This window comes from Pseudomonas sp. SWRI99, from assembly GCF_014270125.1.
In the GTDB taxonomy this organism is placed as follows: domain Bacteria; phylum Pseudomonadota; class Gammaproteobacteria; order Pseudomonadales; family Pseudomonadaceae; genus Aquipseudomonas; species Aquipseudomonas hamedanensis.
On record NZ_JABWQR010000016.1, the window covers coordinates 105,781 to 127,533 of the forward strand.

General features: G+C 61.8%; 18 protein-coding genes. 11 read left to right on the top strand and 7 right to left on the bottom strand.

Annotated elements, in window-relative coordinates:
• Positions 1-8: 8 nt before the first annotated feature.
• Positions 9-1,562 (top strand): galactarate dehydratase, encoded by a 1,554-nt coding sequence (garD, locus tag HU743_RS14995; RefSeq protein ID WP_186649464.1) that lies wholly within the window; start codon positions 9-11, stop codon positions 1,560-1,562.
• Between the two features lie 186 nt (positions 1,563-1,748).
• Positions 1,749-2,690 carry an AEC family transporter gene (locus HU743_RS15000; protein WP_186547280.1) on the top strand — a complete coding sequence of 314 codons (942 nt, stop codon included), beginning with the start codon at positions 1,749-1,751 and terminating at the stop codon, positions 2,688-2,690.
• A gap of 136 nt (positions 2,691-2,826) precedes the next feature.
• Here HU743_RS15000 and HU743_RS15005 read toward each other — a convergent pair whose 3' ends face one another.
• The 6 genes from HU743_RS15005 to gatC all read right to left on the bottom strand — a co-directional run bounded on the left by HU743_RS15005 (position 2,827) and on the right by gatC (position 8,090).
• The gene (locus tag HU743_RS15005; protein WP_186547279.1) at positions 2,827-3,207 is read right to left on the bottom strand and encodes a carboxymuconolactone decarboxylase family protein; all 381 of its coding nucleotides are present in this window, start codon (positions 3,205-3,207) and stop codon (positions 2,827-2,829) included.
• Positions 3,204-4,271 carry a calcium/sodium antiporter gene (locus tag HU743_RS15010; RefSeq protein ID WP_186649494.1) on the bottom strand — a complete coding sequence of 356 codons (1,068 nt, stop codon included), beginning with the start codon at positions 4,269-4,271 and terminating at the stop codon, positions 3,204-3,206. The genes HU743_RS15005 and HU743_RS15010 overlap by 4 nt, the downstream gene beginning before the upstream one ends.
• 40 nt (positions 4,272-4,311) lie before the next feature.
• A complete protein-coding gene (locus HU743_RS15015) occupies positions 4,312-4,683 on the bottom strand; it encodes a septal ring lytic transglycosylase RlpA family protein (protein WP_186547278.1) in 372 nt (123 codons plus the stop codon).
• 195 nt (positions 4,684-4,878) lie between these two features.
• Positions 4,879-6,324 (bottom strand): Asp-tRNA(Asn)/Glu-tRNA(Gln) amidotransferase subunit GatB, encoded by a 1,446-nt coding sequence (gene gatB / locus HU743_RS15020; RefSeq protein ID WP_186649466.1) that lies wholly within the window; start codon positions 6,322-6,324, stop codon positions 4,879-4,881.
• A gap of 10 nt (positions 6,325-6,334) precedes the next feature.
• Positions 6,335-7,786 (bottom strand): Asp-tRNA(Asn)/Glu-tRNA(Gln) amidotransferase subunit GatA, encoded by a 1,452-nt coding sequence (gene gatA / locus HU743_RS15025; protein WP_186649468.1) that lies wholly within the window; start codon positions 7,784-7,786, stop codon positions 6,335-6,337.
• Between the two features lie 16 nt (positions 7,787-7,802).
• Positions 7,803-8,090: an Asp-tRNA(Asn)/Glu-tRNA(Gln) amidotransferase subunit GatC gene (gene gatC / locus HU743_RS15030; RefSeq protein ID WP_007976465.1), complete on the bottom strand. Its 288-nt coding sequence runs from the start codon at positions 8,088-8,090 to the stop codon at positions 7,803-7,805.
• A gap of 211 nt (positions 8,091-8,301) precedes the next feature.
• On the opposite strand from gatC, the gene mreB reads away from it, so the two are divergent.
• The 8 genes from mreB to tldD all read left to right on the top strand — a co-directional run bounded on the left by mreB (position 8,302) and on the right by tldD (position 19,592).
• Positions 8,302-9,339, top strand: a complete 1,038-nt coding sequence (mreB, locus tag HU743_RS15035) for a rod shape-determining protein MreB (RefSeq protein WP_002555108.1) — start codon at positions 8,302-8,304, stop codon at positions 9,337-9,339.
• 305 nt (positions 9,340-9,644) lie between these two features.
• Positions 9,645-10,706: a rod shape-determining protein MreC gene (gene mreC / locus HU743_RS15040; protein ID WP_186631020.1), complete on the top strand. Its 1,062-nt coding sequence runs from the start codon at positions 9,645-9,647 to the stop codon at positions 10,704-10,706.
• Positions 10,706-11,197: a rod shape-determining protein MreD gene (mreD, locus tag HU743_RS15045; protein ID WP_024011608.1), complete on the top strand. Its 492-nt coding sequence runs from the start codon at positions 10,706-10,708 to the stop codon at positions 11,195-11,197. Before mreC ends, mreD begins: the two co-directional genes overlap by 1 nt.
• A 37-nt stretch (positions 11,198-11,234) precedes the next feature.
• Positions 11,235-11,831 carry a Maf family protein gene (locus tag HU743_RS15050; protein WP_186649470.1) on the top strand — a complete coding sequence of 199 codons (597 nt, stop codon included), beginning with the start codon at positions 11,235-11,237 and terminating at the stop codon, positions 11,829-11,831.
• A 58-nt stretch (positions 11,832-11,889) separates the two neighbouring features.
• Positions 11,890-13,347 (top strand): ribonuclease G, encoded by a 1,458-nt coding sequence (rng, locus tag HU743_RS15055; protein ID WP_016771696.1) that lies wholly within the window; start codon positions 11,890-11,892, stop codon positions 13,345-13,347.
• Between the two features lie 75 nt (positions 13,348-13,422).
• A complete protein-coding gene (locus HU743_RS15060) occupies positions 13,423-17,226 on the top strand; it encodes a YhdP family protein (protein ID WP_186649472.1) in 3,804 nt (1,267 codons plus the stop codon).
• Between the two features lie 58 nt (positions 17,227-17,284).
• Complete coding sequence (locus HU743_RS15065; protein ID WP_186649474.1) at positions 17,285-18,145, top strand: carbon-nitrogen hydrolase family protein; 861 nt, start codon at positions 17,285-17,287, stop codon at positions 18,143-18,145.
• Between the two features lie 4 nt (positions 18,146-18,149).
• Positions 18,150-19,592 (top strand): metalloprotease TldD, encoded by a 1,443-nt coding sequence (tldD, locus tag HU743_RS15070; protein ID WP_007961588.1) that lies wholly within the window; start codon positions 18,150-18,152, stop codon positions 19,590-19,592.
• Positions 19,593-19,643: 51 nt separating this feature from the next.
• Here the strand turns inward: tldD and yjgA are convergent, their stop codons facing one another.
• The gene (gene yjgA / locus HU743_RS15075; RefSeq protein ID WP_025109468.1) at positions 19,644-20,168 is read right to left on the bottom strand and encodes a ribosome biogenesis factor YjgA; all 525 of its coding nucleotides are present in this window, start codon (positions 20,166-20,168) and stop codon (positions 19,644-19,646) included.
• A gap of 102 nt (positions 20,169-20,270) precedes the next feature.
• Between yjgA and pmbA the strand changes: the two genes are divergently transcribed.
• Positions 20,271-21,623 carry a metalloprotease PmbA gene (gene pmbA, locus HU743_RS15080; protein WP_186649477.1) on the top strand — a complete coding sequence of 451 codons (1,353 nt, stop codon included), beginning with the start codon at positions 20,271-20,273 and terminating at the stop codon, positions 21,621-21,623.
• Positions 21,624-21,753: the final 130 nt, after the last annotated feature.

Below are 21,753 nucleotides of genomic sequence, written 5' to 3' on the forward strand. Positions count from 1 at the left end.
GCGGCGTCATGCAGTTGATTGAACATTCCGACTCGCCGCGCTACATCCGCCTGCACGAGCGGGACAACGTTGTGGTGGTGGTCAACGATCAGGGCGTACCGGCCGGTACCGAGTTTGCCGATGGCCTGGTGACGCTGGATTTTGTCCCGCAGAGCCACAAGGTCAATCTCGAGGATATTGCCGAAGGTGGCCCGGTGATTCGCTACGGGCAGATCATTGGCTACGCGTTGCAGCCGATCCCTCGCGGCAGTTGGGTCAAGGAAGATCAACTGCGCATGCCGACCGCGCCGCCGCTGGACAGCTTGCCGCTGTGCACCGATGTGCCGCAGGCGCAGGCTCCGCTGGAAGGTTTTACGTTCCAGGGTTATCGCAACGCCGACGGCACGGTTGGCACGCGCAACATTCTCGGTATCACCACGACCGTGCAGTGCGTCACCGGCGTGCTCGATCACGCGGTCAAGCGCATCAAGGAAGAGCTGCTGCCGAAGTATCCGCACGTCGACGACGTGGTCGCGCTGACCCACAGTTATGGCTGTGGCGTGGCGATCACCGCCACCGACGCCTACATCCCGATTCGCACCGTGCGCAATTTGGCGCGCAACCCGAACCTGGGCGGCGAAGCGCTGGTAATCAGTCTGGGCTGCGAGAAATTACAGGCCGGGCAGGTGATGCACGAGGACGACGCGTCGGTGGATCTCAGCGATCCGTGGCTGTACCGCTTGCAGGATTCCAGTCACGGCTTCACCGAAATGATCGAGCAGATCATGGAGCTGGCCGAAGTGCGCCTGAAAAAGCTCGACCAGCGCCGCCGCGAAACCGTGCCGGCGTCAGAGCTGATTCTGGGCATGCAGTGCGGCGGCAGTGATGCGTTCTCTGGCATCACCGCCAACCCTGCGCTGGGTTATGCCTCGGACTTGCTCCTGCGCGCGGGGGCGACGGTGATGTTTTCCGAAGTCACCGAAGTGCGCGATGCGATTTATCTGCTGACCTCACGGGCACAGACGCAAACCGTCGCCGAGGAACTGGTGCGCGAAATGGACTGGTACGACCGTTACCTGGCCAAGGGCGAGGCCGACCGCAGCGCCAACACCACGCCGGGCAACAAAAAGGGCGGCTTGTCGAACATTGTCGAGAAGTCGCTAGGCTCGATCGTCAAATCCGGCAGCAGCGCGATCAACGGCGTGCTCGGCCCGGGCGAGCGTTTCAAGCAGAAGGGGCTGATTTTCTGTGCGACACCGGCGAGTGATTTTGTCTGCGGCACCCTGCAACTGGCGGCGGGGATGAACCTGCACGTGTTCACCACCGGGCGTGGCACGCCTTATGGGCTGGCCATGGCGCCGGTGGTGAAGGTTTCGACGCGGACTGAACTGGCGCAGCGCTGGCCGGACCTGATCGATATCGACGCCGGGCGCATCGCCACCGGGCGCGCGACTATCGAGGAACTGGGCTGGGAGTTGTTTCACTATTACCTGGACGTTGCCAGTGGCAAGCAACAGACCTGGGCGGAGAAGCACAAGCTGCATAACGACATCACCTTGTTCAACCCGGCGCCGATTACCTGAGACTGTGGCGAGGGAGCTTGCTCCCGCTGGACTGCGTAGCAGTCCCGTCTTTTGGGGCCGCTTCGCGACCCAGCGGGAGCAAGCTCCCTCGCCACAGGTGTTCATCCCGCACTCGGGTGGGAACGATCAGGGTGAAAGTGGCTTATCATTAGCCTACTAATGACGCTCACCCCAAGGCTCCCCGGCATGCTGGCAATCTTCCTCGAAACCCTGAACATCACCGCGCCGGTATTTGCCATGCTGTTTCTCGGTGTGCTGCTCAAGCGCATCGACTGGATCAACGACAACTTCATTCACACGGCCTCCTCGCTGGTGTTCAACGTCACCATGCCGGCGCTGTTGTTTCTGGGCATCCTGCATGCCGATCTGCACGCCGCGCTGCAACCGTCCCTGCTGATCTACTTTTCCCTCGCCACGCTGGTGAGCTTTGCCGTGGCTTGGGGCTGGGCGATTTTCAAGTGTCCGCGTGAAGATCGCGGCATTTATACCCAGGGGGCGTTTCGTGGCAACAACGGCGTGATTGGTCTGGCGCTGGCCGCGAGCATGTACGGCGATTACGGGATCTCCCTCGGGGCGATTCTCGCGGCGCTGGTGATCCTGTTTTACAACACGCTGTCGACCATTGTGCTGGCGGTGTACAGCCCGGTGATCAAGTCCGATCCGTGGAGCATCTGTAAAAGCGTATTCAGCAACCCGCTGATCATCAGCGTGATTGCGGCGGCACCGTTTGCTTATTTCAAGATCGGCTTGCCGGGTTGGCTGGAAACTTCCGGCCAGTACCTGGCGCAGACCACCTTGCCGCTGGCGCTGATCTGCATCGGCGGCACGCTGTCGCTGGCGGCGTTGCGCAAGAGCGGCAAGATGGCGCTCAGTTCGAGTCTGGTGAAAATGGTCGGTCTGCCGTTGCTGGCGACGCTCGGCGCATGGTTGTGGGGCTTTCGCGGAGCGGAGCTGGGGATTCTGTTTCTCTACTTTGGCAGCCCGACGGCAGCGGCGAGCTTCGTCATGGCCCGGGCGGCGCAGGGCAATCATGAGCTGGCAGCGGCGATTATCGTGATGACCACATTGATGGCGGCGATTACCACCAATGTCGGGATCTTTGTGTTGCAGTGGGGTGGGTGGATCTGACCGAAAGATTTCCGGTGATTTTTCCGGCCTCATCGCGGGCAAGCCCGCTCCCACAGGGATCATCAATGTTGATGAAATCTGCTTAACACCCGAAAAACCTGTGGGAGCGGGCTTGCCCGCGATGAGGCCCGCAAGGTCACTCCGGTTTCTGGTAGCTGTCGATCACTTCCTGCGCCGCGCGAAACGCATCGATCGCCGCCGGCACTCCGGCATACACCGCGCAATGCAGCAGCGCCTCGCGAATTTCTTCCACCGTGCAGCCATTGTTCAGCGCGCCGCGCACGTGGCCCTTCAATTCCTGGGGACACTTCAACGCGGTCAGCGCCGCGAGGGTGATCAGGCTGCGGGTCTTCAGCGGCAGGCCGTCGCGGTTCCACACCCCGCCCCAGGCATGTTCATTGACGAAATCCTGCAACGGCTGGGTGAACTCGGTGGCGTTGCCCAAGGCTCGGTCAACAAACGCATCGCCCATTACCTGGCGGCGGATTTCAACCCCGGACTGCTTCGCTTCGGTCATGGCATATCCCTCTTGTGGTGCTGGCGGCGCCAGGCGCGTATCGACGTGAACAGCAGAAACATCAACAGCGGCGGCAAGACATAAAACAGCATCAGCCGCTCAAGCTTGCCGGCCAGCGGCATGCCAGTGGTGAACGACACCACGTGCAGCCCGTAGACCAGATACAGACCGAGCAGCAACAAGCCTTCGGCGCGGGTCACGCGGTAGCCGGAATAGAACACCGGCAGGCACAGTGCGGCCACGCCGAGCATCACCGGCAGATCGAAATCCAGCGCATTGGGTGACACCGACAGCGGCATGGGCGCGATCAATGCGGTGAGGCCGAGCACACCCAGCAAGTTGAACAGGTTGGCGCCGATCACGTTGCCCACGGCGATATCACGTTGCCCGCGCAATGCCGCAATCAGCGAAGTGGCCAGTTCCGGCAGGGACGTGCCGACCGCCACCACCGTCAGGCCGATCACCCGTTCCGAAAGCCCCAGGTCGGTTGCCACGGCTACGGCAGCGCCGAGCAACAAATGTCCGGCAAACACCAGCATGGCGAGGCCGCCAAGGATCATCAGCGCGCTGATCAACCAGGATTGCTGCGCATTCTGCGGTCGTTCGGTGTGGGGGCGGGCCGAGTGCCGCGACTGGCGAAACAGCAAACCGAGGTACAGCGCCAAGGCACCAAGTAACAGAAGGCCGTCGAAGCGTCCGATGTCTTTGTTCCACGCCAGGACGAACACCAGCAGGCTGGCGCTGATCATCAGCGGAATATCGAGGCGTACCAATTGCCGGGACACGCGCAGCGGAATGACCAGTGCGGAAAGGCCGAGGGTCACGAGGATATTGAAGATGCTGCTGCCAACCACACTGCCGACCGCAATGTCAGGGTTATTCGCCATCGCCGCTTGCAGGCTGACCGCCATTTGCGGCGCACTGCTGCCGAGGGCAACGATGGTCAGGCCGATGATCAGCGGGCGCACATGCAGACGTTCGGCCAGACGCACGGCCGCGCGCACCATCAACTCGGCGCCAATGATCAACAGACACAGGCCGCTGAGCAATTCGATGACGTTGATCAGCGGTAAATCGGCTAATCCGAAAATGGTCGGCGCTCCATCAGTCGAGGGCCTGCACGCGAACCCGCGCGGTGCCGCTGCGCAGCATGCCGATCTGGTCGGCGGCTTCGCGGGACAGGTCGATGATGCGCCCGCGCGTGTGCGGGCCGCGATCGTTGATGCGGACCACGACGGACTCATCGTTTTTCAGGTTGGTGACCTTCACCCGTGTGCCGAACGGCAGTTGGCGGTGGGCGGCGGTCAGGGAATGCTGGTTGAACGCTTCGCCGCTGGCGGTGCGTTTCCCGTGGTGCCTGGCTCCGTAATAGGAGGCGACGCCGGTCTGGTCGTAACCGTGCGGGTCGATGGTGTCGGTGCTGGCGCAACCGGCCAGCAAGGCGAGCAGGGCGCTGCTCAGAAACAGGCGCTTCATTCAAGGTTTCCCGAAACAAATTGTGGCGAGGGAGCTTGCTCCCGCCCGGCCGCGAAGAGGTCGCAAACCAGCAAACACACTCTTACTGAAAAAATGCGTTGTCCGATTTGGGTCTGCTGCGCAGAGCAGCGGGAGCAAGCTCCCTCGCCACAGGGATCGGAGCCAGTAATGACTACTGCTGGCTCCATTTTGTGGTCAGCCTTCGAGCTTGCTTTTCAGCAGTTCGTTCACCTGCTGCGGGTTGGCCTTGCCTTTGGAGGCTTTCATGGCCTGGCCGACAAAGAAGCCGAACATCTTGCCGCGTTTGGCTTCGTCAGCCGCGCGGTACTGTTCGACCTGCTCGGCGTTGGCCGCGAGCATTTCGTCGAGCACGGCGGAGATCGCACCCGTGTCGGTGACCTGCTTGAGGCCACGTTTTTCGATGATCTCGTCAGCGCTGCCTTCGCCGTTGGCCATCGCTTCGAACACTACCTTGGCGATCTTGCCGGAGATGGTGTTGTCCTTGATGCGCTGCAGCATGCCACCCAGTTGCTCGGCGGACACTGGCGATTCCTCGATGTCCAGGCCTTGCTTGTTGAGCAGGCTGCCCAACTCGACCATCACCCAGTTCGCCGCCAGTTTCGCGTCGCCACCAATGGCGGCGACTTTCTCGAAGTAATCCGCCTGCTCACGGCTGGTGGCCAGCACGTTGGCGTCGTAGGCCGACAGACCGAACTGGCTCTGGAAACGCTCGCGCTTTTGCGGTGGCAATTCCGGCAGAGTTGCACGCACCTCGCCGAGGAACGACTCTTCAATGACCACCGGCAGCAAGTCCGGATCGGGGAAGTAACGGTAGTCGTTGGCTTCCTCTTTCGAGCGCATCGGACGGGTCTCGTCCTTGTTCGGATCGTACAGGCGGGTTTGCTGAATGACTTTGCCGCCGTCTTCGATCAGCTCGATCTGCCGCTGAATTTCGGAGTTGATCGCCTTCTCGATGAAGCGGAACGAGTTGACGTTCTTGATCTCGCAGCGCGTACCGAACTCGGCCTGGCCCTTCGGACGGATCGACACGTTGCAGTCGCAACGCAGCGAGCCTTCGGCCATGTTGCCGTCGCAGATGCCCAGGTAGCGCACCAGCGCGTGGATTGCCTTGACGTACGCCACGGCTTCCTTGGCGCTGCGCATGTCCGGTTCGGAAACGATCTCCAGCAGCGGCGTGCCGGCACGGTTCAGGTCGATGCCAGTGGCGCCGTTGAATTCTTCGTGCAGGCTCTTGCCGGCGTCTTCTTCCAGGTGCGCGCGGGTGATGCCGACGCGTTTGACCGTGCCGTCATCCAGCGCGATGTCCAGGTGGCCCTTGCCGACGATCGGCAATTCCATCTGGCTGATCTGGTAGCCCTTCGGCAGGTCCGGATAGAAATAGTTTTTCCGGGCGAACACGTTGTGCTGGCCGATCTCGGCGTCAATCGCCAGACCGAACATCACCGCCATCCGCACGGCTTCCTGGTTGAGCACCGGCAGCACGCCCGGCATGCCCAGGTCGATCAGGCTGGCCTGGGTGTTCGGCTCGGAACCGAACGTGGTGGAACTACCGGAAAAGATTTTCGACCGGGTGGTGAGCTGAGTGTGAATCTCCAGCCCGATCACGACTTCCCATTGCATATGTGTCTCCTCAGAAGCCGGTTGGGGTGCGAGTGTGCCAGTCGGTATTGAGCTGGTACTGGTGCGCCACATTGAGCAGGCGACCTTCCTGGAAGTACGGCGCGAGCAATTGCACGCCCACCGGCAGACCGTCGACAAACCCGGCCGGCATCGACAGGCCCGGCAGGCCGGCGAGGTTGGCGGTGATGGTGTAGACGTCTTCCAGATAGGCAGCGACCGGGTCGCTGTTCTTCGCACCGAGCTTCCAGGCCGGGTTCGGCGTGGTCGGGCCGAGGATGATGTCGACCTCATTGAAGGCCGCCATGAAGTCGTTTTTCACCAGACGACGGATCTTCTGCGCTTTCAGGTAGTAGGCGTCGTAGTAACCGGCGGACAGTGCGTAGGCACCGACCATGATCCGGCGCTGCACTTCGGCACCGAAGCCTTCGCCTCGGGAGCGCTTGTACAGGTCGATCAGGTTTGCCGGGTTCTCGCAGCGATGGCCAAAACGCACGCCGTCGAAACGCGACAGGTTGGACGATGCTTCTGCCGGGGCGATCACGTAGTACGCCGGAATCGCGTGCTGCATGTTCGGCAGGCTGATTTCCTTGATCACCGCACCGAGCTTCTGCAACTGCTGGATGCTGTTCTGGATCAACTCGGCGATGCGCGGGTCAAGACCGGCGCTGAAGTATTCCTTCGGCACGCCGATGCGCAGGCCCTGCAGCGAATCGCCGAGACTGGCGGAGTAATCCGGCACCGGCTCATCGATGCTTGTCGAATCGTTCTGGTCGAAACCGGCCATGCCTTGCAGCAGGATCGCGCAGTCTTCGGCAGTGCGCGCCAACGGGCCGCCCTGATCGAGGCTGGACGCATAGGCAATCATGCCCCAGCGCGAAACGCGACCGTAGGTCGGCTTCAGGCCGGTGAGGTTGGTGAAGGCGGCTGGCTGGCGGATCGAGCCGCCGGTGTCGGTGGCGGTCGCGGCAGGCAACAGACGCGCGGCCACAGCCGCCGCCGAACCTCCGGACGAACCGCCCGGCACGTGTTGCAGATTCCACGGGTTTTTCACCGCGCCGTACCAGCTCGACTCGTTGGCCGAACCCATGGCGAATTCGTCCATGTTGGTCTTGCCCAAGGTCACGGCGCCGGCGGCGGCGAGTTTCGCCACCACGGTGGCGTCGTACGGTGCCTTGAAGTTGTCGAGCATCTTCGAGCCGCAGCTGGTGCGAATGCCCTGGGTGCAGAACAGGTCTTTGTGGGCGATCGGCGCGCCGAGCAGGGCGCCGCTCTCACCGTTGGCCCGGCGCGCATCGGCGGCTTTCGCCTGCTCGATGGCCAGCTCTTCGGTGAGGCTGATGAAACTGTTGAGCTGCGGATCGAGCTGGGTAATACGCGCCAGCAGGACTTTGGTCAGCTCTTCGGAGGAAAACTTTTTATCGGCGAGACCGCGGGCGATCTCGGCCAGAGTCATTTGATGCATTGCAGGCTCTTTCCCTTTAGTCGATGACTTTCGGAACCAGGTACAGGCCGTTTTCGACCGCTGGTGCGATGGACTGGTAGGCCTCGCGATTATTCGTCTCGGTCACGACGTCGGCACGCAGGCGCTGACTGGCTTCCAGAGGGTGGGCCAAAGGCTCGATACCGTCGGTATTGACGGCCTGCATCTCGTCGACCAGCCCGAGAATGCTGTTGAGGGCGGAAGTAATGTGTGGAAGATCGGCATCGTTGAGGCCAAGGCAGGCCAGATGCGCGATTTTTTCCACGTCGGAGCGTTCTAGCGCCATCGGGATTCTCCAGTGGAAAACAGAACGGACGGCGTCCGTGTGTTAGATTGTCGGAACACTACCGCACTTCTACGGTCATAAGGCCGCGATTGTGGGGCTTGGTGCACAGAAAAGCGGCCAATTTAACATATTGGCGCCTTGCCCAAAATCCCTGTCGTTGTTAGAGTTTGCCGCACTTTTTTACCCACGCGTTGCCTAGGGTCCCTTTCCCATGTTCAAGAAACTGCGTGGCATGTTTTCCAGCGATCTTTCCATTGACCTGGGCACTGCCAACACCCTTATTTACGTGCGCGAGCGCGGTATCGTCCTGAATGAGCCATCGGTTGTGGCCATTCGGACACACGGTAACCAGAAAAGTGTCGTCGCTGTCGGCACCGAGGCCAAGCGCATGCTCGGCCGTACGCCGGGCAACATTGCTGCCATTCGTCCGATGAAGGACGGCGTGATCGCCGACTTCAGCGTCTGCGAAAAGATGCTGCAGTACTTTATCAACAAGGTTCATGAAAACAGCTTTCTGCAGCCCAGCCCTCGTGTGCTGATCTGCGTTCCCTGCAAGTCCACCCAGGTTGAGCGTCGTGCCATCCGTGAATCGGCCCTTGGCGCCGGTGCCCGTGAAGTGTTCCTGATCGAAGAGCCAATGGCCGCTGCGATCGGTGCCGGTCTGCCGGTTGAAGAAGCCCGCGGTTCGATGGTCGTGGACATCGGTGGTGGTACCACCGAAATCGCCCTGATCTCCCTCAACGGTGTGGTCTATGCCGAATCCGTACGTGTGGGCGGCGACCGTTTCGACGAAGCGATCATCACTTACGTGCGTCGCAACTACGGCAGCCTGATCGGTGAATCCACCGCTGAGCGCATCAAGCAGGAAATCGGTACGGCCTACCCGGGCGGCGAAGTGCGCGAAGTCGATGTTCGCGGTCGCAACCTGGCCGAAGGCGTTCCACGTGCATTCACCCTGAATTCCAACGAAGTGCTGGAAGCTCTGCAAGAGTCGCTGGCCACCATCGTTCAGGCGGTGAAGAGCGCGCTGGAGCAGTCGCCGCCGGAACTGGCTTCCGACATCGCCGAGCGTGGCCTGGTGCTGACCGGTGGTGGCGCGCTGCTGCGTGACCTGGACAAGTTGCTGGCTCAGGAAACCGGTCTGCCGGTGATCGTTGCCGAAGATCCGCTGACCTGTGTGGCTCGCGGCGGTGGCCGTGCGCTGGAAATGATGGATAAGCACACCATGGATTTGCTCTCCAGCGAATAATCAAACGGCGTGAAAGCTACTCAGGGCTGGGAGCCTTCGGCTTTACGCGCGCAATACTGCGTTAAAAACAGGCTCGGAATGCTCATTTACAACCCGTAAACTCCGCTTCCTCGCCTGTTTTTGCCTTGTCTTGCCGTCGCTCGCTACGCTTTCACACCATTTGATGCGTTGGTTGCAATACGTGGGTGAACGCACAGGCAGCACTTTGCAGTGCTGCCTGTTGGCGTTTATCTTCTGTCAGTCTTCATCCAGGCCGGTTTGATGCCGTATGAATAAACAGAACATTTGCCTGGGAGGAGCGGCTTATTAAACCGCTTTTCGCCAAGGGCCCTTCGTTGGGCGTGCGCCTGTTGGTGCTGGCCGTGCTGTCGGTCGCGCTGATGGTCGTCGATGCGCGTTTCGACCTGCTCAAGCCCGCGCGCAAGCAAGCGTCGCTGGTGCTCATGGATGCCTACTGGATCACTGACCTGCCCGGCCGGTTGTGGGAAGGGGTCGCCAGTCAGTTCGGCAGCCGCACCGAGCTCGTCGCCGAAAACGAAAAACTCAAGACCGAGAACCTGCTGTTGCAGGGGCGCATGCAAAAGCTCGCGGCCCTGACCGAGCAGAACGTTCGGCTGCGCGAGTTGCTCAATTCCTCCGCACTGGTCAACGAAAAGGTCGAAGTGGCCGAGTTGATCGGCATGGACCCCAACCCTTTCACCCATCGCATCATCATCAACAAAGGTGAGCGCGACGGCGTGGTGCTCGGCCAGCCGGTGCTCGATGCACGCGGGCTGATGGGCCAGGTGGTTGAGTTGATGCCATACACCTCACGTGTCCTGCTGTTGACCGACACCACCCACAGCATTCCCGTGCAGGTCAACCGCAACGGTCTGCGCGCGATTGCCAGCGGCACCGGCAACCCGGAGCGTCTGGAATTGCGCCATGTCGCTGACACGGCGGACATCAAGGAAGGCGATCTGCTGGTCAGCTCCGGCCTCGGCCAGCGCTTTCCGGCCGGTTATCCGGTGGCGACCGTCAAGGAAGTCATCCACGATTCCGGCCAACCGTTCGCCATTGTCCGCGCCGTGCCAACCGCCGCCCTGAACCGCAGCCGCTATCTTCTGCTGGTGTTCAGCGACAGCCGCACCGCCGAAGAGCGCGCCAATGACGCCGCCCAGGCGCAGGAAGCGCTCGACGCGCATGGTGGCGGTCCGATGTTGCCGGCCAGTGTGCCGAAACCGCTGATCATGCCCGCGACGCCGTCGACAGCACCAGCTCCTGCCGCCGAAGCCGCAGCGCCCGCAGTCACACCCGCCGCTGCCAAACCACCGGCAGCCAGCAAACCACCGGCGAAACCGCCAGCGACTACCGGGGGACGAGAATAATGGTCGGCGCGAAAAAATCCGGAAACGGCTGGATGATCTGGCTGACGTTCTTCGTCGGCATCCTGCTCAGCGTTTCACCGCTGCCAATCTTCATGGAAATCCTCCGCCCGCTGTGGCTGGCCCTGCTCGTGACCTTCTGGGCGCTGTATATGCCGCACACGGTTGGCATGGTCACCGCATTCTGCCTGGGGCTGGCCGAAGACGTTCTGCAGGGCGACCTGCTCGGGCAGAACGCGCTGATCCTGACTCTGATCACCTTCCTCGTCCTGTCACTGCAGCAGCGTCTGCGCATGTTTCCGATGTGGCAGCAGTGTCTGGTGATCCTGGTGATCTTCGGCCTCGCGCAACTGGCGCAACTGTGGCTGAGCGCCTTGACCGGCAATCGCCAGCCAACCCTGGCGCTGGTCCTGCCGGCACTGGTCAGCGCCTTGCTCTGGCCGTGGGTCAGCTTCGCCCTACGCGGAATGTGCCGACGCTACAGAATCTATTGAACCGGTGAGGCAGGGCACTGAACAGGGAGATGGTTTGATGAAACTGCTTTACCTCGCCTCCGGATCGCCACGTCGCCGTGAACTGCTCGCGCAGATCGGCGTGCGATTCACCGCCATCAGCGCGGACATCGACGAAACCCCGCTTCCTGACGAATCGCCCTCGGCCTATGTCGAACGCCTCGCGCGTGGCAAGGCGGAGGCCGGACGCCGCGCGGTCGCCGCCGACCAGCCGTTTTGTGTACTGGGGGCCGATACCGCTGTGGTGCTCGACGGCAAAATTCTTGGCAAACCGGTGGACGAAGCCGACGCATGCGCCATGCTGATGATGTTGTCCGGCAACGAGCATGAGGTGCTGACTGCCATCGCCGTACTCGAAGGCGAGCGCTGCGAGTCGCGGGTGGTGCGCAGTCGTGTGCGCTTTCGCCCGATCAGCCGCGATGAGGCCGCCGCCTACTGGGCCAGCGGCGAACCGTGCGACAAGGCCGGCGGCTATGGCATTCAGGGCCTCGGCGCGGTGTTTGTCGCCGGACTCGATGGCAGCTATTCGGCCGTGGTCGGCCTGCCGGTGTGCGAAACCTCTGAGGTGCTGGGCCATTTCGGCATACCCTGTTGGCAAAACCTGAACACGCCCTGAGCGTCGTACGAATCCAGATGCGGCCACTATCGTGAACATGCCTGAACGAGATCCTGCCATGAGTGAAGAGATTCTGATCAACATCACGCCGATGGAGTCGCGCGTGGCAGTGGTCGAAAACGGTGTGCTGCAAGAAGTCCACGTCGAGCGCACGCAAAAACGCGGAATCGTCGGCAACATTTATAAAGGCAAGATCGTCCGGGTACTGCCAGGCATGCAGGCAGCGTTCGTCGACATCGGCCTGGACCGCGCCGCGTTTATTCACGCCGCTGAAATTTCCTTGCGTGAAGGGCCGGCGGTGGAAAGCATCAGCTCGCTGGTGCACGAGGGCCAGAGCCTGGTGGTGCAGGTCACCAAGGACCCGATCGGCTCCAAGGGCGCACGCCTGACCACGCAACTGTCGATTCCTTCGCGTTATCTGGTGTACATGCCGCGCACCGCGCACGTCGGCATTTCGCTGAAGATCGAAGACGAAGCCGAACGCGAACGCCTCAAGCAAGTGGTCAGCGATTGCGTGGCCAAAGAAGGCATCAAGGAGGCCGGCGGCTTCATTCTGCGCACGGCTGCTGAAGGCGCGGGCGCAGATGAAATTCTCATGGACATCCGCTACCTGCGCCGCCTGTGGGATCAGATCAATGAACAGATCAAGACCATTGCCGCGCCGAGCGTGATTTACGAAGACCTCGGCCTGGCCCTGCGTACCCTGCGCGACCTGGTCAATCCGAAAATCGAGAAAATCCGCATCGATTCCCGGGAAACCTTCCAGAAAACCACGCAGTTCGTCGCCGAACTGATGCCGGAAATCGCCGATCGTCTGGAACACTACCCGGGCGAACGGCCGATCTTCGACCTGTATGGCGTCGAAGACGAAATCCAGCGCGCACTGGAACGCAAGGTACCGCTGAAATCCGGCGGCTATCTGGTGATCGACCCGGCGGAAGCCATGACCACGATCGATGTGAACACGGGCGCCTTCGTCGGCCATCGCAATCTCGAAGAAACCATTTTCAAGACCAACCTCGAAGCAGCCACGGCGATTGCCCGGCAGATGCGCCTGCGCAATCTGGGCGGGATCATCATCATCGACTTCATCGACATGGAAGATGAAGAACACCAGCGGCAAGTGTTGCGCACCCTGGAAAAACAGCTTGAGCGCGATCACGCCAAGACCAACATCATCGGCATCACCGAGTTGGGTTTGGTGCAGATGACGCGCAAGCGCACCCGCGAAAGCCTCGAACAAGTGCTGTGCGAACCGTGCAGCAGTTGCCAGGGAAGGGGCAAATTGAAGACCGCCGAAACCATCTGTTACGAGATCTTCCGCGAGATTCTGCGCGAGGCGCGGGCCTATCAGGCCGAGGGTTATCGGGTGCTGGCCAACCAGAAAGTGGTCGATCGCCTGCTCGACGAAGAGTCCGGTAACGTCGCCGAGCTTGAAGGCTTCATCGGTCGCACCATACGCTTCCAGGTCGAAACCATGTATTCCCAGGAACAATATGACGTGGTGCTGCTCTGAAGCCCTGCGTCACCTTTCATTCAACGCGGCTGGCCTCAGCTTTTCGCAGTATTTTTGCCATGGGAGCCAACTGACATGGAGCGTCTGACACGCATTTTGGCCGCACTCACCCGTTGGGGCCTGGGCCTGTGCGCGTTGGTTCTGGTGTTGATGGCCTTGTACGTCAGTCTGGGCCGCGAGCTGACCCCACTGGTGGCCGAATACCGCGCCGATCTTGAAGACAAGGCCAGCGCCGCCCTCGGTATGCCGTTGCAGATTGGCGAGCTGGAAGGCAACTGGAGCGGTTTCGCGCCGATCTTGCTGGCCCATGACGTGATGGTCGGCGACGGCGCCAACGCGTTGCGGCTGGACCGCGTGCGGGTGGTGCCGGACCTGTGGGCCAGTGTGCTGGCCCGCGAAGTACGCCTCGCGCATATCGAACTCAACGGTTTGAAGATCAGCCTCAAGGAAGCCGAAGACGGTAGCTGGGCACTGGAAGGCCTGCCGGTGCAGAAGGATCAGCCGTTCGATCCGGTCCAGTTGTTCCAGCGTTCGCAGATGATCAGACAATTGTCGGTGCTCGACAGCCAGGTCACTTTGCAACCGCTCGATCACCCGCCAATGACGCTGACTTATGTCGGGCTGAATCTGCACACCGGCGCCAGCCGCCAACGTCTCGATGCCCGTTTGACCCTGCCTGACGGCCAGCCTGTCGCGCTGAACCTGCGCACGCGAATTCGTCCCGATCAATGGCAGAACAGCGCCATCGAGGCATACGCCAGCCTGCCGCAGAGCGATTGGTCGAAGTGGTTGCCCGAGCGTCTGACACAGCAGTGGAATTTTTCCCGGATCAAGGCCGGCGGTGAGTTGTGGGTCAATTGGGCCGAAGGCGCCCTGCAAAGCGCTGCGCTACGCCTGAATGCACCGCAAGTCACCGGTGCCTACGCCGAGCGCAAACCGATCCAGATCGACAATCTGGCGCTGAATGCGTATTACCAGAACAGCCCCAAAGGCGCGACGATCACCCTCGACTCGCTGGCGATGAGCTTCGGTGAAACCCGCTGGGAGTCCCGCGTTCAGGTACAACAGACCCGGGCGAGCGACACGGTTGAAGAGCTTTGGCATTTGCAGGCCGACCGCCTCGACCTGACGCCGATCACGCCGCTGCTCAATGCGCTGGGACCGTTGCCACAGGGTGTCGCCACGGCGGTTGAGCGCTTGAAGGTGACCGGCGGCTTGCGCAATGTCCTGCTGGATTTTCGCCCGAACGCCACCGACGGCAACAAATTCGGCTTTGCCGCCAACCTGGATAACGTCGGTTTCGACGCCTACCACGGTGCGCCAGCGGCGCGAAATGTCAGCGGCAGCCTCGCCGGCAATCTCGACGGCGGCGAGCTGCGCCTGGACAGCAAGGATTTTGTCCTGCACCTCGACCCGATTTTCGCCAAGCCGTGGCAATACCTGCAGGCCAATGCGCGGCTGACCTGGAAGCTCGACAAGGACGGTTTTACCCTGATCGCGCCCTACCTGAAAGTGCTGGGCGAGGAGGGCAAGATTGCCGGCGACTTCCTGATTCGCCTGCACTTCGACCATAGCCAGGAAGACTACATGGACCTGCGCGTCGGCCTGGTCGAGGGAGACGGTCGCTACACGGCCAAATACCTGCCCGCCGTGTTGAGCCCGGCGCTGGATCAATGGCTGCGCACGGCGATTCTCAAGGGCGCGGTGGATCAGGGTTTCTTCCAGTATCAGGGATCACTGAGCAAGAATGCCGGTGAGGCCGACCGCAGCATCAGCCTGTTTTTCAAGGTGCATGACGCCGAGCTGGCGTTTCAGCCGGGCTGGCCGCACGTGAGCAAGGTCAGCGGTGACGTGTTCATTGAAGACAGCGGCGTGCGCATCTGGGCTAGCAAGGGCCAGTTGCTCGATACGCAAGTCAGCGATGTCTTCGTCAATATTCCCCACGTGCCCGCCGGGCAGAACACCCGCCTGCTGCTCGATGGCGCATTCGCCGGTGGTCTGGGCGACGGTTTGAAAATTCTTCAGGAAGCGCCGATCGGTACGGCCGAAACCTTTGCCGGCTGGGAAGGCGCCGGTGATCTGAGTGGCAAGCTCAAACTGGACGTTCCGCTGGCCAAGGGCGATCAGCCGAAAATTCTCGTCGATTTCAAGACCGCCAACGCACGACTGAAGCTGGCCGAGCCGACGCTGGAGCTGGCCCAGCTCAAGGGCGATTTTCGCTTCGACAGCGCCAAAGGCTTGAGCGGGCAGAACATCACCGCGCGGGCTTTCGACAAACCGGTGAGCGCGCAGATCTTTGCCGACGGCAGCCCCAACAAGCTCAGGACCCGCGTCGCAGCGTCGGGGCAGGTTGAAGTCAAGAAACTCACCGACTGGCTTGGCGTGACGCAGCCGTTGCCGGTGTCGGGGACGATTCCATATCAGTTGCAATTGACCCTCGACGGCGCCGACAGCCAGTTGATGGTTAATTCCAGCCTCAAGGGCGTGGCAGTGGATCTGCCGGCGCCGTTCGGCATGGCCGCCGATGTCGGGCGCGACACCGTGTTCCGCATGACCTTGCAGGGCCAGGAGCGGCGTTATTGGGTCAGCTACGATCAACTCGCCAGTTTCACTTTCGCCGCGCCGCCGGCCAGTTTTGCCGACGGTCGGGGCGAGTTGTTTCTCGGTGCTGGCGAGGCGCTGCTGCCGGGATCCAGAGGCCTGCGCATACGTGGCGTGCTGTCGGAGCTGGACGTCGCACCGTGGCAGGACGTGCTGAATAAATACGCCGGACAGGATGTCGGTGGCAGCGCCAACAAGCTACTCAGCAGTGCGGACTTCAAGGTTGGCAAGCTGACCGCGTTCGGCACCACGCTGGATCAGGCTTCGGTGCTGCTCAATCGCAAGCCGGCAGCCTGGAACCTGGCGCTCGACAGCCAGCAAGCCAAAGGCACGGCCAGCCTGCCGGACGCCAAGGGCGTGCCGATTGCGGTGAATCTGCAATACGTCAAGTTGCCCGCCCCCGACCCGGCGGTGCAGGCCGACGAAAACGCACCTGACCCGCTGGCCTCGGTCGATCCGACGAAAATTCCGGCACTGGATATCACCCTCAACCAACTGTTCCTCGGCCCGGATCTGGTCGGTGGCTGGTCACTGAAAGTGCGGCCGACCGCCAAAGGCATCGCCCTGAACAACCTCGACATGGGGCTCAAAGGCATCCTGTTGCAAGGCAATGGTGGCTGGGAAGGCGCGCCGGGATCGACCAGCAGTTGGTACAAGGGCCGCATTGGCGGCAAGAACCTCGCTGACGTGCTCAAGGGCTGGGGTTTCGCACCGAGCGTGACCAGTGAAGAATTCCACATGGACGTCGATGGCCGCTGGCCGGGCTCGCCGGCGTGGCTGGCGACCAAGCGCTTCTCCGGCACTCTGGATGCCTCGCTGAACAAGGGCCAGTTCGTTGAAGTGGAGGGCGGCGCTCAGGCGCTGCGGGTGTTCGGCCTGCTTAACTTCAACTCGATCGGCCGGCGTCTGCGCCTGGACTTCTCCGACCTGTTCGGCAAGGGCTTGAGCTATGACCGGGTCAAAGGTCTGCTGGTGGCGAACAACGGCGTCTATGTGACGCGAGAACCGATTCGCCTGACCGGACCTTCGAGCAATCTTGAGCTGGACGGCACGCTGGATCTGGTGGGTGACAAGGTGGATGCGAAATTGCTGGTGACCTTGCCGGTGACCAATAACCTGCCGATCGCCGCGCTGATCGTCGGCGCACCGGCGGTCGGCGGTGCGTTGTTCCTGATCGACAAGCTGATCGGTGACCGCGTGGCGCGCTTTGCCAGTGTGAAGTACACCGTCAAAGGCCCATGGAAAGAGCCGAAAATCACCTTCGACAAGCCTTTTTGAACGGCCCGGCCTTGAAGCGATGGAGTAGCATGGCCACCTACCTCTTTGGGAGTTCGCCATGTCTTTAGCGGTGATTCAAATGGTCAGCCAGAGTGACGTGCTGGCCAATCTGGCTCAGGCCCGGCGCCTGCTTGAACAGGCGGCCGCTGGCGGGGCGAAGCTCGCGGTACTGCCGGAAAACTTCGCCGCCATGGGTCGTCGCGACGTCGCCGATATCGGCCGCGCCGAAGCTTTGGGCGAAGGGCCGATCCTGCCATGGTTGAAACAGACCGCCCGCGACCTCACGTTATGGATAGTCGCCGGCACATTGCCTTTGCCGCCGCTGGGGCAACCCACGGCCAAGGCCAACGCCTGCTCGCTGTTGATCAACGAACACGGCGAGATCGTCGCGCGCTATGACAAGCTGCATCTGTTCGATGTCGACGTGGCGGACAATCGCGGCCGTTACCGCGAATCCGATGACTATGCTTATGGCAGCAATGTAGTGGTGGCGGACACGCCGGTGGGTCGCGTCGGACTGACGGTGTGTTACGACTTGCGCTTCCCGGAGCTGTACAGCGAATTGCGTGCCGCCGGTGTCGAATTGATTACCGCACCGTCGGCGTTTACTGCCGTGACCGGCGCCGCGCATTGGGATGTGCTGATTCGCGCGCGTGCCATCGAGACTCAATGTTATGTGCTGGCGGCCGCACAGGGCGGAACCCACCCGGGACCGCGCGAAACCTTCGGTCATGCGGCAATTGTCGACCCGTGGGGGCGCGTGCTGGCCCAACAGGATCAAGGCGAAGCGGTGTTGTTGGCCGCTCGCGACAGCGATGAACAGGCGTCCATTCGGGCGCGCATGCCGGTGACGCGTCATCGGCGGTTTTTCTCGCAGGGCGCCCAGCGACCTGCTTCAGAACACGAATTTAAGGCGTAAACCTATGAGCGAGTTGTTGTCCTCAGTCAGTGATCATCTATTGGCGCCCGGTGGCGTGACGATCGAGAGCCTGCAAGGTGTGCTCGGCGATCTTGCCGGCCCTGGCATCGATGCCGCCGATCTGTATTTCCAGGGGCAGATTTCCGAGTCGTGGTCGCTGGAAGACGGCATCGTCAAGGAAGGCAGCTTCAACCTCGACCAGGGCGTTGGCGTGCGCGCGCAGTCCGGTGAAAAAACCGGCTTTGCCTACAGCAACGCGATCACCCTCGAAGCCCTCGGCGCTGCGGCCCGTGCGGCGCGCTCGATCTCCCGCGCCGGGCAGAACGGCACCGTGCAGGCGTTCAGCACCCAGGACGTCGCCCAACTGTATGCGCCGGACAACCCACTGGAAGTGCTGAGCCGGGCCGAAAAAGTCGAATTGCTCAAGCGCATCGACGTCGCCACGCGCGCGCTCGATCCGCGCATTCAACAGGTCAGCGTGAGTATGGCCGGTGTCTGGGAGCGCATTCTGGTCGCGTCAACCGACGGTGGCCTGGCCGCCGATGTGCGACCGCTGGTGCGTTTCAACGTCAGCGTCATCGTCGAGCAGAACGGCCGTCGCGAGCGTGGCGGACATGGCGGCGGCGGACGTACCGATTACCGTTATTTCCTAGCCGAGGACCGCGCGATGGGCTATGCCCGGGAAGCGTTGCGTCAAGCGCTGGTCAATCTGGAAGCGATCCCGGCGCCGGCCGGTACGCTGCCGGTGGTACTGGGTTCAGGCTGGTCCGGCGTGCTGCTGCACGAGGCGGTCGGTCACGGTCTGGAAGGCGATTTCAACCGCAAGGGCAGCTCCGCCTACAGCGGGCGCATGGGCGAAATGGTTGCCTCGAAACTCTGCACCATCGTCGATGATGGCACGTTGAGCGGGCGTCGTGGTTCGCTGAGTGTCGACGACGAAGGCACCCCGACCGAGTGCACCACGCTGATCGAAAACGGTGTGCTCAAGGGTTACATGCAGGACAAGCTCAATGCCCGTCTGATGGGGGTGGCGCGCACCGGTAACGGTCGCCGCGAATCCTACGCGCACCTGCCGATGCCACGGATGACAAACACTTACATGCTCGGCGGCGAAAGCGATCCGGCGGAAATCATTGCTTCGGTGAAGAAAGGCATCTACTGCGCCAACCTTGGCGGCGGTCAGGTCGACATCACCAGCGGCAAGTTCGTGTTCTCCACCAGCGAGGCCTACCTGATCGAGGACGGCAAAATCACCGCGCCGGTCAAAGGCGCGACGTTGATCGGCAACGGCCCCGAGGCGATGAGCCGGGTGTCGATGGTCGGTAACGATCTGGCGCTGGACAGCGGTGTGGGCACGTGCGGCAAGGATGGGCAGTCGGTGCCGGTGGGTGTCGGTCAGCCAACGCTGAAAATCGATGCGATCACCGTGGGTGGCACGGGCGCATAAGAGGACGTGGAGCTTAGGGTGGCGCGCAGGGCGGCCACCCGGTGGCGAATATCAACGCAGGCCGCGCTGTGTATCGTCCAGCTCGCGGATGTATTTGAAGATCTTGCGGCTGGAAGCAGGAGGTTTGTTTTGCGCAACCTCGTGCTGGGCCTGGCGGATCAGGGAGCGTAGCTGTTGACGGTCGGCGTCCGGGTACTCGACGACGAATTTCTCCAGCACGGCGTCATCGCCCGCGATCAGGCGGTCGCGCCAGCGTTCCAGATTATGGAAACGCTCGTTGTACTGGCGAGTGGAGGCATCGAGTTGATCGAGCAACGTCAGAATCGCGTCCGTGTCCTGGTCGCGCATCAGTTTGCCGATGAACTGCAAATGCCGTTTACGCGCGATGTTCGCGGTGTGCTTGGGCGCATCGGCCAATGCCCGGCGCAAAGCGTCGGTCAACGGCAGTTTTGCCTGCAAGTCGGGCTTGAGTGTGGTCAGGCGCTCGCCAAGGTCAACCAGAGCATGCAGCTCGCGTTTGACCTGAGATTTGCTTTTTTCTCCCGTATCGAGGGAGTCGTCGTAAGAATCAACCATGGTGGCAGTCCGCAAAGAAACGCCGCCATGATAACCAGTCGGGGGCCGCTTGTCCGGCCCGGTCGCTCGATGACCCCAGCCGAAAGCAGAATTTGAGTGGAGATGAGCATGAGTGCAGTTCAAAGCGTCGGCCCGCAGGCATTGCCGGCACTGCAGGAACAGGTCGAGCAGATCATCGCTGAAGCCAAGCGCCAGGGCGCCAGCGCCTGTGAAGTTGCGGTGTCGCTGGAGCAGGGGCTGTCGACTTCGGTGCGTCAGCGCGAGGTCGAAACGGTCGAATTCAACCGCGATCAGGGCTTTGGCATCACCTTGTACGTCGGCCAGCGCAAGGGCTCGGCCAGCACCTCGGCCACCGGGCCAGAGGCGATTCGTGAAACGGTCGCGGCGGCACTGGCGATCGCCAAGCACACCTCCGAGGACGAAGCGTCAGGTCTTGCCGATGCGGCATTGATGGCCAAAGACATCAAGGATTTCGACCTGTTCCACGAATGGGATATCACCCCGGAGCAAGCCATCGAGAAGGCCTTGCGCTGCGAGGCGGCGGCTTTTGATGCCGATGCGCGGATCAAGAACGCCGACGGCACCACGCTCAGCACCCATCAGGGTTGCCGTGTTTATGGCAACAGCCACGGTTTCATCGGTGGTTACGCATCGACGCGGCACAGCCTCAGTTGCGTGATGATCGCCGAAGCCGACGGCCAGATGCAGCGTGATTACTGGTACGACGTCAGCCGTCAGGGCAGCTTGCTCGCCGATCCGGTGAGCATCGGCCAGCGTGCCGCGCAGCGAGCGGCGAGCCGTCTGGGCGCGCGCCCGGTGCCGACTTGCGAAGTGCCAGTGCTGTTTTCCGCTGAACTGGCGGGCGGTTTGTTCGGCAGCTTCCTGTCGGCGGTATCGGGCGGCAGCCTGTATCGTAAGTCTTCATTCCTGGAAGGCACGCTGGGGCAAAAGCTGTTCCCGGAATGGTTGACCATCGACGAACGCCCGCATCTGATGCGCGCCATGGGCAGCGCTTCCTATGACGGCGACGGCCTGGCGACCTATGCCAAACCGTTCGTCGAAAAAGGCGAGTTGGTGTCCTACATCCTGGGGACGTACTCCGGACGCAAACTGGGCATGCCGAGCACCGCCAACGCGGGCGGCGTGCACAACCTGTTCGTCACCCATGGCGACGAGGATCAGGCAGCGCTATTGAAGCGCATGGGCCGAGGACTGCTGGTCACCGAGTTGATGGGCCATGGCCTGAACATGGTCACCGGCGACTATTCGCGCGGGGCGGCGGGTTTCTGGGTCGAAAACGGCGAAATCCAGTTCGCGGTGCAGGAAGTGACCATCGCCGGCAACATGCGCGACATGTTCAAGCAGATTGTCGCGGTGGGGAATGACCTGGAACTGCGCAGCAACATCCGCACCGGTTCGGTGTTGATCGAGCGGATGACTGTCGCGGGCAGTTAAGCCCGGCCATTAGACAAAAAAGGCGCGCCACCTCATCGGGTGGTGCGCCTTTTTTTATGCTTGCACAAACCTCCCGTGGGAGCGGGCTTGCTCGCGAATGCGGTCTTTCAGTCACAACATCTCTGGCTGA